This window comes from Vibrio mimicus CAIM 602 (genome assembly GCF_000338875.1).
Classification (GTDB): Bacteria; Pseudomonadota; Gammaproteobacteria; order Enterobacterales; family Vibrionaceae; genus Vibrio; species Vibrio mimicus.
The window spans coordinates 96,078-110,381 of the sequence record NZ_AOMO01000088.1; the positions used below are offsets into that span (position 1 = coordinate 96,078).

General features: G+C 47.2%; 10 protein-coding genes and 1 other RNA gene. 4 read left to right on the plus strand and 7 right to left on the minus strand.

The genetic code is table 11. The features are described from left to right. Positions 1-86: 86 nt before the first annotated feature. Together recN and bamE are read left to right on the plus strand one after the other, a co-directional pair. Positions 87-1,751: a DNA repair protein RecN gene (gene recN / locus D908_RS01410; protein ID WP_005527460.1), complete on the plus strand. Its 1,665-nt coding sequence runs from the start codon at positions 87-89 to the stop codon at positions 1,749-1,751. Positions 1,752-1,909: 158 nt separating this feature from the next. Continuing rightward, on the plus strand, positions 1,910-2,269 hold the full coding sequence (gene bamE / locus D908_RS01405) for an outer membrane protein assembly factor BamE (protein WP_001160912.1): 360 nt from the start codon (positions 1,910-1,912) through the stop codon (positions 2,267-2,269). Positions 2,270-2,421: 152 nt separating this feature from the next. On the opposite strand, the gene D908_RS01400 is transcribed toward bamE, so the two are convergent. Both D908_RS01400 and D908_RS01395 read right to left on the minus strand, forming a co-directional pair. Next, positions 2,422-2,745: an RnfH family protein gene (locus tag D908_RS01400; protein WP_032467771.1), complete on the minus strand. Its 324-nt coding sequence runs from the start codon at positions 2,743-2,745 to the stop codon at positions 2,422-2,424. A 2-nt stretch (positions 2,746-2,747) separates the two neighbouring features. After that, the gene (locus D908_RS01395) at positions 2,748-3,182 is read right to left on the minus strand and encodes an SRPBCC family protein (RefSeq protein ID WP_000815878.1); all 435 of its coding nucleotides are present in this window, start codon (positions 3,180-3,182) and stop codon (positions 2,748-2,750) included. A gap of 183 nt (positions 3,183-3,365) precedes the next feature. On the opposite strand from D908_RS01395, the gene smpB reads away from it, so the two are divergent. Both smpB and ssrA read left to right on the plus strand, forming a co-directional pair. Beyond that, entirely contained in the window at positions 3,366-3,851 is a 486-nt protein-coding gene (smpB, locus tag D908_RS01390) for an SsrA-binding protein SmpB (RefSeq protein ID WP_005527465.1), read from the plus strand. A gap of 68 nt (positions 3,852-3,919) precedes the next feature. Next, positions 3,920-4,286, plus strand: a transfer-messenger RNA (tmRNA) gene (gene ssrA / locus D908_RS21135). A gap of 106 nt (positions 4,287-4,392) precedes the next feature. Here the strand turns inward: ssrA and D908_RS01385 are convergent. The 5 genes from D908_RS01385 to D908_RS01370 form a co-directional block, all read right to left on the minus strand. After that, a complete protein-coding gene (locus tag D908_RS01385; protein WP_005527468.1) occupies positions 4,393-7,665 on the minus strand; it encodes a type I restriction endonuclease subunit R in 3,273 nt (1,090 codons plus the stop codon). A gap of 70 nt (positions 7,666-7,735) precedes the next feature. Then, positions 7,736-8,020, minus strand: coding sequence for a restriction endonuclease subunit S (locus D908_RS01380; RefSeq protein ID WP_005527470.1), 285 nt, complete (start codon positions 8,018-8,020; stop codon positions 7,736-7,738). Continuing rightward, positions 8,008-9,159: a restriction endonuclease subunit S gene (locus D908_RS0120030; protein ID WP_005527472.1), complete on the minus strand. Its 1,152-nt coding sequence runs from the start codon at positions 9,157-9,159 to the stop codon at positions 8,008-8,010. The genes D908_RS01380 and D908_RS0120030 overlap by 13 nt, the downstream gene beginning before the upstream one ends. Continuing rightward, positions 9,149-10,747 carry a type I restriction-modification system subunit M gene (locus D908_RS01375; protein ID WP_005527474.1) on the minus strand — a complete coding sequence of 533 codons (1,599 nt, stop codon included), beginning with the start codon at positions 10,745-10,747 and terminating at the stop codon, positions 9,149-9,151. The genes D908_RS0120030 and D908_RS01375 overlap by 11 nt, the downstream gene beginning before the upstream one ends. A gap of 147 nt (positions 10,748-10,894) precedes the next feature. Next, positions 10,895-14,206 carry a DEAD/DEAH box helicase gene (locus D908_RS01370; RefSeq protein WP_005527476.1) on the minus strand — a complete coding sequence of 1,104 codons (3,312 nt, stop codon included), beginning with the start codon at positions 14,204-14,206 and terminating at the stop codon, positions 10,895-10,897. Between the last annotated feature and the right edge of the window lie 98 nt (positions 14,207-14,304).

Genomic DNA, 14,304 nt, shown 5'->3' on the forward strand with positions numbered 1-14,304 from the left:
AAAATTTACCTGTGTGACTTTACTGTATAAAGAAACAGTATAAACTGTTTAAACATACAGTATTGGTTAATCATACAGGTGCAAACATGCTGGCTCATTTGAGTATCAATAACTTCGCTATCGTAAAATCTCTGCAACTGGAATTATCAAAAGGGATGACCACCATCACTGGTGAGACTGGTGCAGGTAAATCCATCGCGATCGATGCTTTGGGTTTATGCCTAGGCGGACGAGCTGAAGCCAGTATGGTTCGTCAGGGTGAAGATAAAACTGAAGTCAGCGCGGCATTTCATCTAGATAACAATCTGCTTGCTAGCCGCTGGTTAGAAGATAATGAGCTACTCGAAGGTAAAGAGTGCATCCTGCGCCGTATCATCACCAAAGATGGGCGTTCAAAAGCTTTTATCAATGGCAGCCCTGTTCCGCTCTCTCAGCTCAAAACATTGGGACAACTCCTAATCAATGTTCATGGACAGCACGCGCACCAACAGCTGATGAAGCCGGAATATCAGCTCAGCATGCTTGATCAATATGCAGGTCATACAGACTTGCTCAAAGCCACGCGTCACGCCTACCAAAATTGGCGTCAAGCAAGCAATCTGCTCAAACAACTGCGTGACAATAGCCAACAAAACCAAGCTCAGTTGCAGCTTTTGGAATACCAAATTAAAGAACTCAATGAATTAGCTCTCGGTGAAGAAGAATTTGTCGAGCTCGAACAGGAACACAAACGCTTAGCCAATAGCGGCGATCTAGCACTTAATTGCCAACGCGCTATTGAGTTGCTCAACGAAGGCGAAGAAGTAAACGCATTAGGTCTATTACAAAGCGTTAGTCATACGCTGATCGATCTGGCTGAAATGGATAACAAGCTGACAACGCTCCCTTCTATGGTGGCAGAGGCACTGATTCAGCTTGAAGAAACTTACCATGAACTGCGCAACTATCTGGATTCTATTGATGTCGATCCAGAACGTATGTCATATGTTGAAGAACGCTATTCCAGAGTCATGTCTCTGGCCCGTAAGCACCATGTACTTCCAGAAGAGCTGTATCAGCATCATCAAGCGCTGCTACAGCAGATCGCTCAGTTGGATTGTTCTGATGAAAAAATGTCAGCACTGGCGAGTGAAGTGGAAGTGCTCTACCAAACTTTCGTGACTGCTGCGGACAAGCTGCATAAATCACGCACTCGCTACGCGAAAGAGCTAGATAAGCTGATAAGCCAAAGTATGCATGAACTCAGCATGGAAAAAGCCCAATTCAAAATTGAGGTAATGCAAGATAACGCGCACTCTTCACCTTTAGGTTTTGATGCTGTGACTTTCTTAGTATCTACTAACCCCGGACAACCACTGCAACCGATCGCCAAAGTCGCATCTGGTGGTGAACTATCACGTATGTCGTTGGCAATCCAAGTGATCACTGCGCAGAAAGTCGATACTCCAAGCCTGATTTTTGATGAAGTCGACGTGGGTATTTCAGGTCCAACCGCTGCGGTTGTCGGTAAACTATTACGCAAATTAGGTGAATCAACTCAAGTACTGTGTGTTACCCACTTACCGCAAGTTGCTGGTTGTGGACACCATCAACTGTTTGTCGCCAAACAAACCAAAGCAGGCAAAACTGAAACTCAAATGCTCAAATTGGATCAAGAACAGCGAATTGCTGAACTCGCACGCTTGCTTGGAGGCAGCCAAATTACCGAATCAACACTAGCCAATGCAAAAGAGCTACTGATCGCAGCCTAATTTCATATTGCATCGCTGCATTTTTTGTTCAGCTTTGCAACCAAATTCAAAATTCACAGTCTCAATAGGCTCAGAGCACGATCGAGGTTTTTACATCTGCTCTGAGCTTGTTTATTATCAGCCAAGTTTTTAGCCCTGAGGGACAGAGAGTTTTAACAATGCAGTTTACTAAGTGGTTCATCGCCCTTCCCCTTGCCGTCACCGCCTTATCCGGCTGCTCTTTATTAGAGCGTTTGGTGTATCGAATCGATATCAATCAGGGTAACTATGTCGATCAACAATCGGTTGATCAGCTCAAGTTTGGCATGAGTAAAGAACAAGTTCGTTTTGTTCTCGGCTCACCTATGCTGGTTGAAAATGGATATCCAGATACTTGGTATTACATTTATCACCACACCCAAGGCCATAACGATCCCGTACAGAAAAACCTGATCGTGAAATTTAATGACGGTGGCAAACTTGTTAATGTCGCGGGAGATTTCCCTGCGGGAGACTCTTTCTTCGAAGGCGTCAACTAAGCGCACTTTGCTGAGTTAAAAAAGAAAAGGCTTTAATCAGCCTTTTCTTTTTGGTGCGTATTTTTCAAAGCAGGCTGTTTTGATAGTAATAAAAAAGCCACCAACACAATGGTAGCCTTTAGTAGGGTTAAAACACTTAAAGTTCCTTGACCTTATTCTTCATCGGCCACATTAGCTTGAGCAGCCGCTGCTTTGGCTTGTTCCGCACGCTTACGGCGAATCTCTTTCGGGTCAGCCAATAGCGGACGATAAATCTCAATCCGGTCTTTATCACGTACCTTTGCGTCCAACTTCACATTGCGACTAAAAATACCCACTTTATTGACTGCCTGATCAATCTCCGGGTACATCTGCAAAATGCCAGAAGTCCGAATGATCTCCTCAACTGTTGCGGATTGCTCGACGACCAACTTGAGCACACGCTGCTCATGCGGCAGTGCATACACTACCTCAACCTGAATCATTTCACTGTTCATCATTACACTCCATACACCTGTTTTGCACGGCGGGTAAAGGCATTCACCATATTACTGGTCAATTCGTTAAAGATTTTTCCAAACGCTAACTCAATCATCTTGCTGGAAAACTCAAACTCTAGACGCAATTCAACTTTACAAGCAGCCTCGTCTAATGGCGTAAAAAACCATCCACCCCGCAGAGTTTTGAACGGCCCATCTACGAGACTCATACCAATAGAAGATCCAGGTATCAACTGGTTAGAGGTGGTAAAGGTTTTGCTGATCCCCGCTTTAGATACATCTACTGATGCCACCATATGAGAATCACTTTGTTCTAGCACACGAGAACCCGAACAACCGGGCAAAAACTCAGGATAGCGCGCCACATCATTGACCAAATGAAACATCTGCTCTGCACTAAACGAGACCAAGGCAGAACGACTCACTTGTTTCATTTTCACTCCTTACCACGACTCAAACAGCTTGGGAAAACGGATTGTACTTTCATCCCCCCTGCACCTCAAGCCGTCAGTCACGCACAACACGATACAGCGCTTGAGTCACAGCGCAGATAACCGTATGCTACGGCAAACAAAAGCGTTTCCTAACCGCTGACCAAACCGTATAATGCGCCCACTATGACGAAAAAAAAATCCAATACCAAAGCGGGTAGCAACACTATCGCGCTGAACAAAAAAGCTCGCCACGAATACTTCATCGAAGATGAATTTGAAGCTGGCATGGAGCTACAAGGCTGGGAAGTCAAATCACTTCGCCAAGGTAAAGCCAACATTGCAGAAAGCTACGTCTACATCAAAGATGGCGAAGCCTTCATTTCCGGTATGACCATCATTCCGTTGCAGCAAGCCTCCACCCACGTGGTAGCCAACCCTACCCGTATCCGTAAGCTGCTACTTTCACGCCGCGAGCTGGACAACCTGTTTGGCCGCATCAACCGTGAAGGGATGACGCTAACCGCATTGTCACTCTACTGGTCTCGGTCGTGGGTCAAAATCAAAATTGGCGTAGCGAAAGGTAAGAAACTACACGACAAACGTGAAGATCTTAAAGAAAAAGAGTGGCAACGCCAAAAAGATCGAGTGATGAAGAGCGCATTGCGTTAATAGTAACCACTTGAAAAATGGGAGCTAGACAGAAGCACGTATTCTGGTACTATGCACCCGTTACCTCTGGGGCTGATTCAGGATTCGACGGGAATTTTGCAGTCTGAGGTGCATGCCGAGGTGCGGTAGGCCTCGTTAACAAACCGCAAAAAAATAGTCGCAAACGACGAAAACTACGCACTAGCAGCTTAATACCCTGCTTAGAGCCCTTCCTCCCTAGCTTCCGCTTGTAAGACGGGGAAATCAGGAAGGTCAAACCAAATCAAGCTGGCGTGGATTCCCCCACCTGAGGGATGAAGCGTAAGATTTAATTCAGGTTAGCCATTCGTTAGCGTGTCGGTTCGCAGGCGGTGGTGAAATTAAAGATCGACTAAGCATGTAGTACCAAAGATGAATGGTTTTCGGACGGGGGTTCAACTCCCCCCAGCTCCACCAAATCATTAAAAAAGACACCCTCGGGTGTCTTTTTTGTTATCTAGAGAACAATCGTCGACAACGTGACATTTATTGCTGTCGTTTTTATCGCTCTGGTGCTTGTTGGCTAGCGCTGCGCGATGGAATGCTTCTTAAAATTCTCCGCCTGCTCTAGCACGTTCTTGTATACCTCATCATTTGCTACTGGTGGGAAACCAAAACGGTGTAGCAAAAGAATCAGATCGACTTTCAATTTGGCTTTGATGTCATCACGATTACTCCAATCTGGATATTGTGCGGTGTCATCTACCACGACCTTCATCTCCTTGGCTAACTCAAGCATTCGGTGATCGTCGTAAGTAAAATGATACTTCTCGCACATGTGCACCAAGATATCGAGGAACGCCTTCTCTTCCATATCGATACCGAACTCTTCAAACGAAGCCATTTCAGTTTTGATGTCGTAGATCATGTCGGTCATCATCTGACTAAAGTTGTCGAACTCTTCACCATTGAGCACATCGTTTTCTTTGCGCTCGTTGTACTGGTCCACCAGCGCCTTGAAACGTTTTGAAAAATCGATCCCCTGCAACTGGTTCACCTTCTTAAAATCGCTGATGGCCTTTTCGAGCATCTTTTGCAACAGCTGCATCTTGGTGTTCGGCAGTTTGATTTTGTTGATGCGCTCCATGTACTCATCATCAAAAATGTCGATGGTTTCTGCTTGGTCATCGCCCAGAGTGAAGATTTCCTCTACTCCTTCGGCACGCAATGCCTCAGCAATCATTTCACGCACACGCTTATTCATCTGCGCTGTATCGGGGGCGTTACCTTTGGTCAGCTTGAACACGATTGAACGCACCGCAATGTAGAAATGAATGCGTTCGCGTTCATCCTGTGTAATGTCCTCACTGCCTACGCAAATGTCGTACGCCGCTTTTAGGCGCTTCACTAAGCCCATAAAACGCAGCTCAATCTTCTTGGTTTGCAGCGCAAACTCGGCAGCTTGGTTTAAGCACTCCAACTGCTTAACCGGTTCGCCACTGAAGTAATCACGACTGTCGAACGTGTGAAACATCTGCGCCAGCAAGTGAAGATGATTACGCACCTCAATCAATGACTGACGGATATCCTCAAAATTGGATTTATCCGCTTTGGAGTACATCGCCAGCGCCTGATTCATGCGTGATTTAATGCCGATGTAATCGACCACCAGCCCTTTGTCTTTCTCTTCAAATTTGCGGTTAACCCGTGAGATGGTCTGGATCAGGTTGTGCTTTTGTAGCGGCTTGTCGATGTAGATCGTATCCAGCTCCGGCACATCAAAGCCGGTTAGCCACATATCGACCACGATGGCGATTTTAAAATTCGATTTCGCGTTCTTAAACTGCTTATCCAGCTCCTTGCGGTAGTCCTTGGTCTTGAGCAAGGCGTACATCTCGGCTTTGTCATCTTGGCCGCGAGTCATCACCATATTGACCATCGGCAGCGGCATTAACTCTTCTTTGTCTTTCTCGGTTAGCTCGACGCCATCAATTGCCTGCTTTTCCTCGAACCACTCAGAGCGCAGCACTTTCACGTTTTTGTAGAACTCATAGGCAATTTCACGGCTGGCACAGACAAACATCGCTTTGCCTTTAATCGTGGAGCCTTCCGCAACACGCTTTTCATAGTGAGTCACAAAATCTTTGGCCAGCTCGGCAATGCGGTCAGGGTCACCCAAAATCGCGTTCATATTGGCCGAGGCTTTCTTACTCTCATCAATCTGGTGTTCGTTGGCCCCAAGCCGTTCGCATTCCTCGTAGTATTTTTCGATCTCTTCCAATTTACTGTTATCGAGAATCACCTTGGCCGCACGGCCTTCATACACAATGCGTACCGTAATGCCGTCATTGACTGCTTCAGTCATGGTATAGGTATCAATCTCAGGGCCGAACACATCCAACGTGGCGTCAATCGGCGTTCCGGTAAAACCCACATAGGTGGCATTGGGCAGAGAATCATGCAGGTACTTAGCAAAACCATAGGTTTTCTTGATGGTGCCTTTTTCCTGATCGATGGTGATTTTCAGGTCGAGGTTAATCTGGCTGCGGTGCGCTTCATCGGAAATACAGACCACGTTGCAGCGGTCCGTCAGCAGTTTGATGTCTTCGGTAAACTTGTGAATGGTGGTGAGGAACACACCGCCACTGGCGCGCCCTGCCAATTTATCACGCAGATCCTGACGGCTGGAGACAGGTTGAATGACGTCATCGCCAATGTAGGCGGTGGCCTTACAAAACTGCTTGGAAAGCTGATCATCCAAGTCATTACGATCGGTGATCAGCACAATGGTTGGGCTTTCAAAATCGACCGACTTCATCAACAGGCGCGCCAGAAACTGCATGGTGTAGCTTTTGCCACAGCCCGTTGCGCCAAAATAAGTACCGCCTTTACCGCTGCCACCCATGTTGTTGCCGCTAGCATCTAACTCTTTGCGTTCTTTTTTGATGTTGTAGTAAAGCTTACGGGCGGCGTAATACTGCGGGTAACGGCAGCACAGCTTCTCCTCTTTTTTGCTGGTATCAGGGAAGAAGATGAAGTTTTTGATCACATCCAACAGGCGGGTTGGGTGAAATAGCCCTTGGAGCATAGTATAGAGAGCGTTGATGCCCTCTTTCTCAGTTGATTCATGGCCGGTGATTTTGCGCCATGCGTAGAAAAATTCGTAGGCGGAAAACACGTTGCCCATTTTATTGTTCACGCCATCACTGATGATGCACAGCGCGTTGTAAACAAACAGCTTGGGAATATCGCGGCGGTAGCGGTTGTGTAACTGATCCCACGCATTATAGGTGGTGGCGGCTTCTTCACGTACCGCGGATTTAAACTCAAACACCACCAGCGGCAAACCGTTGACGTACAAAATCGCATCCGGTTTGCGCTTTTGCTGATCTATCCCTTCGATTTCTAGCTGATTGACTAAACGGTAGCGGTTATTGTCAGCCTCGATAGTATGAATGCCATCAACAAACATTGCCGCCAGTTTTTGGGGCAGCGCCTCAATATCCAATAGTTGAATATGAAGATCTTTTTGCGTGTGATCCGCACGCTTGAAGTAGAAGCCATTACCCAGCCAATGACAGAAGGTTTTGTTGCTCTGGTACAGATCACTCGCGGGCAGGGTTTGCACTTGGCGGAGAATGGTTTCAATCTCGCCGCTCGTGATGCCGTCTGCCTTGTACTGCTCAGCAAGGTAATGGCGCAGGTCATCGAGGATCAACACTTCCGCCTCATTCGCGCGCGGTACATCGCTGCCAACATAATGCGGGTACACCTGCTGGCCGGAGGTGGTGTGGTGCTCACCCAGTAAGCTGATGATGGCCTGTTCCAGTTTTGCTTCTGTGAATGTATGGCTCATGGCGTCCTATCTTTCTGGTTGTTCTGTTGGGTTACAACTCGCTGCTGGCGTTAAAAACGGAAGGTGATAATCACCTTTCGTTTTGTTGTTCTGCGCTGACGGCTTCCTGTTCGACTGCCAACTCGACTTCATCAAGGCGCAGTTCGCCAGAGATCAGTTTGGGGAGCAAGGTGTCGCGGAGTTTGGTTAGAGAATCCACTTCGTTGCGACTTGCGACCTTTTTATCAGCGAATGATTTAAAGGTCGCTTCAATATGGTTTGCGATAGTTAAAGGTGGCAATACTACTTGTTGTTCTGAAAGAATTTTTCTGCTCAGTTCCGTTTGTCCAGTACTGCCTTCGCCTAGACGCTCCACTCTATTTTCAATTGAAAGCAACAATTGCCCAAAGGTATACATAGGCAGATGTCGCTGTTCACGCGAACTAGTGTGACGTGTGAATCAACTACTGTTGGCTCAGGTATATATGTCACTTGGGCCATTCGGCCTAGGGTTCCTACGCCTGTTGAGTTTACTAACACATCGCCTAGTTGAACTTCGCGGCCATCAACCTTCCTCAGTTCTGGGTTGTTTCTGCGGGCAAGGTCGTAGTTCACTTCATGGTTTCGTATACATTTCTGGTTGATAACTTTAATGCCACCTTCCTCAATGTACTTTGGTGATATTCCGCGGCGTAGTTCGACGCACATATCACCAAGCATTGTTACCTCCCACCCCTTCGGCACCCAGCCCAGCTCACTTTCTTCAAACGCATCAGGGAACAGTTGGCGCACATCGTCCGGCAGTGGATTGAAGCCTTCACTTTCACGCACCGCTTGGCGCGCCTCGGCGCGGTGTTGCAGTTCGTCGGGGATTGGGTTGCCTGCATCCAGCGCGTTATCCATCACAGGGTCGAAATCGACGAACCATGACTTAAACAGCGCCTGCGCCATTTGCTCCAGCGTCTGGTTGATTTGGCGGTTTAGGGTGATTTTGTTGTCGAGACTCTCGAGTAGGTTTGCAATGCCAGTTTGAACACTTACTGGTGGTTTGGAAACCTCGAAATCCTCAATCATGCCCTTTGTAAGCGCATTTCTTGTAGCGCCCGCACTAGCAAGATTGAGCAGTAGTTTTTGTGTTTTAGGGCTGGCTAGCAGGTAACGCAAAAATCTCGCGTCAAATTCTGCTGCATTAGGTCGGATTATTGCTACGTGCTGGTTAACTCGAGCAGGCAAAAAATCACTTGGTGCCAAGCAAACACGCGCAACAGAGTCTCCTGTAATGTTGAGTAATACATCGTTCTTCTCTACTTCAACATTTTTGAGCTTCGTTGCTGCAATATCGTCGATATATACCAGACCACTTTCACTGAAGCCTTCGTTATAAATGTTTTGGCTGCGAATTAAGCAGACATCACCAAGATCCAGATAAACGCTGCTTCCACCTTTAGGTGTGGCACCACTACCAATTTTCTTGCAGTAATCTCCCAGTTTAACGATCGGCCAATCACTCCCCATAACCCAACGCCTCCATATTGGCGCGGATCGCTTTGTCGAGGGCTTCGGCCTCGTCCATTTGGCGATACAGAGTCTGGGTCAGCTCAAGCATTTTGGTTTCAAACGCAATGCCGTCATCTTCCAAATCCGCTGCGCCCACATAGCGCCCCGGTGTCAGCACAAAGTCATTGGCTTTGATATCGCTAATGGTCGCCACCTTGCAGTAGCCTGCAACGTCTTCGTAATGCTCAACGCTGATTTCGTTGGCGTTGATGCGGCGGGCCAGTTCAGTTTCGTCACAGCGCCAAGCATGAAACGTGTCGGCAATCTTGGCTATATCGTCACGGGTCAGCTCTTTGTGTACACGGCTGACCATGGTGCCCATTTCACGGGCGTCGATAAACAGGGTTTCACCGCTGCGATCACGGTAGCCATATTTGGGGTTGGCCTTCTTGTTTTTGGTCATAAACCACAGGCAAACCGGAATTTGCGTGGTGTAGAACAACTGCCCCGGCAGGGCAATCATGCACTCGATGCGGTCATCCTCAATCAACTTTTGGCGGATTTCGCCTTCGCCACTGGTGTTGGAACTCATTGAGCCATTGGCCAGTACAAAGCCTGCGGTGCCGTCTTCAGAGAGTTTCGACAGCATGTGCAAAATCCACGCGTAGTTGGCGTTGCCTGTTGGCGGGGTGCGAAAGCCGTTAAAGCGCGGATCGTCGGTCAGCTCGGCATCATTACGCCAATCTTTGAGGTTAAACGGCGGGTTGGCCATGATGAAATCAGCTTTGAGATCAGGGTGCTGATCGGCAAAAAAGGTGTCCGCTGGGCGCTCGCCAAGGTTGCCCGTGAGACCACGGATCGCAAGGTTCATTTTCGCCAGTTTGAAGGTGGTGGTGGTCAGCTCCTGCCCGTAAATGGCGATGTCTTTACTCTTGCCCTGATGGCTTTCCACAAACTTTAAACTTTGCACGAACATACCGCCTGAGCCGCAGCATGGGTCGTAAATTTTGCCTTGGTAAGGTTCGAGCATTTCAGCCAGCAGAGTAACGACAGACTTTGGCGTGTAGAACTCGCCGCCACCTTTGCCTTCGGTTGCCGCAAAACGCCCAAGAAAGTATTCATAAACACGGCCGACTAAGTCTTCTTCAGTCATGTCGCATTCGTTGGCAAGCGTATCAATGTTTTCAATCGCATCAATCAGGGAGGCGAGCTTTTTAGTCTCCAGCCCCATGCGCGAGAAGTAGTTATCCGGCAGTGCGCCTTCAAGCGCTTTGTTTTTGCTTTCAATCGCTTTTAAGGCGCTGTCGATGATGAGGGCTATATCATCTTGCTTGGCGCGCGCTTTCACAAAGAACCAACGTGCATTGTCTTCAAGGAAAAACACGTTGTCTTGCTGGTAAAATTCCGGCATTTCAACAAATGCTTCCATCCCGCCTTCAATCAACTGTTGACGTTTGGCTTCAAATTTGTCGCTGATGAATTTGAGGAACACAAGGCTAAGTACCACGTGCTTGTATTCGGACGACTCGACACTGCCACGCAGTTGGGTTGCGGTATCCCACAGGGTTTCTTCAAAACCTTTCTTATTGGTTGGTGCTTTGGCCATAATTCTAATTTCTATACTACTTTTGGTGAGCTGTGCTGTTGTTTGCCACTCAGGAGGCACGATTATATAGGAAGCTGATGCGGTGAAAATGATTTGGCTGCGATTTTAGGCGATAACGCCTCAAAATGAACCACCGCAGCCAGCCGATTAAGCGAGTGCTTCCTCTGGCGTATCAACCACAGTGCTCTGGTAAAGCTCCGGTGTTTCTAGGAGTGCATTGGCTTGGCAGAAGTGATCCAACCCTGCCCAAATCTTCTTAGAACCGACGATATAAACCTGTTTTTTCGCCCGAGTGACCGCCACATTCAGGATGTTGGCTTTGCTCGCAGCCCAGTAAGCGGAGCCTTTGGTCGATTCGGAAACCCCCAGCACAAAGATCACGGCTTTTTCTTCTTTGCCTTGGAAAGTGTGCACGGTACCAATGCGGCCCTTGCTCCACTTTTTCACCTCTTCCTCTGAGATCCCTAGCTGCGTTAAATAATCCGGTAGAGCTTTGCGTACACCATCGGCGACTTTTCTAAATGGGGAGATGATGTACACATCCGGTAAGGTTTGAGTAGCTTGGTAATGGGCAAACAACATCTTCGCCACACAGCGGCCTTGGTTAGGGACATAATGCTTGCCATCCGTTTCACCGGAAACATCAAGCCACGCACTTTGCCCCCAGACGTGGTGCGCGACGCCTTCCGGCGATTCATTACCGTGGAACATTTTTTCGTTATAAGCCACTTTATTGGCGATGCTGAACATGGGTTCATCACAACGGCGATGTACACGCAGCGGGCTTCCCAACCACTCACCTTTGGCGATCATCTGCGTGCCGTAACGGTTGACTCGGTCGGCCAGCCTTTGCACTGAGGTTTTGGTCGGTGACCATGTGCGCCACTCTTCTTCGCCCAGCATCTCTTTGGCAAACCCTTCCACAAATTCAGGTGGAATGGTGAAGACGGGTTCAATTTGCAGTGGATCGCCAACCACAACCACTCGCTTAGCGCGATAAAATGCGCCAACGGCTTGTTGCGGTGAGGCTTGTCCAGCTTCATCCACAAATAACCAGCCAATATCTTCTTTGTCCAATTTAGAGAACTGACGCGCCACCGAAGCAAAGGTGGATGAGACTACAGGAATAAACATAAACAGCCACTGCCACATCACCTTGCTTAATTTAGGATCAGCAATTTTATTGGCTAATACTCGATTGAGATGGTACAGCACACCACCATCCGAACTCGACAAGCTAAACTGATCATACATGCTGGCAATCCATACTTGATGAAGCTCTATCGCTTTCGTTGTGAGATCGGCTCGCTTCTGGTTTAGCTCCACTCCGTGACCAAAGGCGCTGCGCTGCATGTCCGCATTTTCTAAGTCGGCTACGCCATCATCAAACGTGACATCGTGGTATTTGGATTGAAAATCTCGACACTGCTCAATCTGCCTTTCTAATTCCGATTTGAAGTTAGCGACTTTGCGTGTCATCAAGCTTTTTTCTTTACAGAAATGCACATAACGCGCGTGCATTTTGGTTACGCGTAACCTTGCGAACCAAAACTCTGGTAAGAAAAACAGTAAGTAAGGCAACTGTTTATTCTTCAAACGGCTAACAAATGTATCCAACTGAAGGCAGCGATACTCTAAGCGTGCCAGCTTTTGCTCATAATCCTGCAGGCAACGTTTCTTCGACTCAATGAACTGTAATTCTTTCAATTCAGTCAAACACTGTTTTAGCTCTTGTTCTGCTTGGATAAATTCTTGCTGAGCACTGCTAAAGGCTTTATGAACGTCCACAGATTTATTGGCTTGTGCTTTTATGGACTCAAAAAGGGTTTGGTAACCTTCCGCACCGATCTCTACATCAAGATTTTCCGGTTTCAAAAAGAACAGGCTGTCATTAACGACTTTGCGATTCGTCTGATTACCAATCGCTGCCGCCATTACGCCCCAACAATCTTCTTTTGGTTTCAAGCTCTTAAGCTTTACCTTGCCTTGATTATTCTTGGGATAAACATGCTTTGTTGCTAATTTTTGGGCGGCGGTTTTAAAGAACTCGACACTTTGGTAACGCTCACCCAATGCCTTGGATTGAGGTAACTCTTTGGTGATATTTTCTACTGCGGTGTTATTGCTTGATACCACCACCATCTCGTATCCGGTCAATAGAGGATTTAACACCGGAATGGTTACATTCTTATCTGCAATCTCCGTTTTCATGATAGAGGAGACCGAATCGGCAATCGAGCTGAGATTGGCAATGGCTCGCGCACGACACACCAAGTTATTGGCAATAATGTCGCGCAGCATGGTGGTTTTACCGGTTCCCGGAGGCCCATTTACCGAGTAAACACCTTGGTCGGTAAGCTCTTGGTAAAGCGTGTTGATCGCAAATTGCTGCATCAAGCTCATTGAATATTTATCTTCACCTAACCAACGACCTTTCGGGGTCATATCCAGTGATAGATGTTTGCGGATCAGCGATTGCCCCTCTTTCGATAACAGATCGCTTTCCCGTTGTGGAACATCGCCAAGGTAAGCTGCCAACGCAGAATCTGCAGCAATTTCACCTTTGCGTAATTGTTCAATGACTCGCTCAATATCTCGAATATAGAAACTGTTTAGGATCGCTATCGTCGGCTTAGCAGAACTGCCACTCGCTTGAGGAAGTTCAGTAACGTCAGGTTGAGTGGTGTTTTCTTCCCTATATTTTTCAATATGCTGTGAAAGATCGGACAGATCGGGTAACGCACTCAAACTGTAATCAGGAAGTGCTGGTTTAGGCTCATTGGGTCGGTGCTTTTGGCGCACTAATTCAATCAGCATAAAAGGAATGGGTTTATCCGATGTGGGTTGAAAGTTTGCCCATTCTCCAATTAGCTTGGTAAATTCCAGCAGTTCATAGGTAGTCAATACATTGAGGTACTTACGCTCATGCTTGATGTTGTTCGCAACGATACAAACCTCTTTCAACTTCTCGCATAGCTCTTGGCTTTGGTTATCGAAGTCTCTGAGTTTTAACTCATGTAACTGCTTGTTTTGCGTTTTGCCAATCGCCCATGGAGCGGTTGAGATTTGTGTTTTCTCTAAATCAATCTTGCCATCTTGATCCACTTCAAGAATGACTGAACAAGTCCACCCCGAATCTGAATTTCGCTCATCGTTGTCTAATGCGTTTTCTGCATCATTCGGAAAATACTGCTTACCCGCCTCAAAGATTTCTGAACGATGAAATAAGCCTAAGTAGACTTTATAGGTGTAACACTCGGTCGGTAAGTATTTCTCCGAGGCTCGACGAATATGGCTACGGTTTATCCACGGCAAACAATCCGGCACGCTTAACTCTTGCGGGGAATCGTAATGGATCGCCCCATTCCCTTTCTTCGAAATCTTTCCCAGATCTGCTGAATTAAAAAATTCTATTTTGTGCCAATACTCAAGAATATTAAGCGATTGATTTGGATTCATTTTTAATGCCTAGCCTGATCGTTATTTGGGTGAAAGCTTTTACCTGCCCGTGGGGGAGGTGATTAAATTAGGTTCTTACCTCACCTTGGGAAATCAGC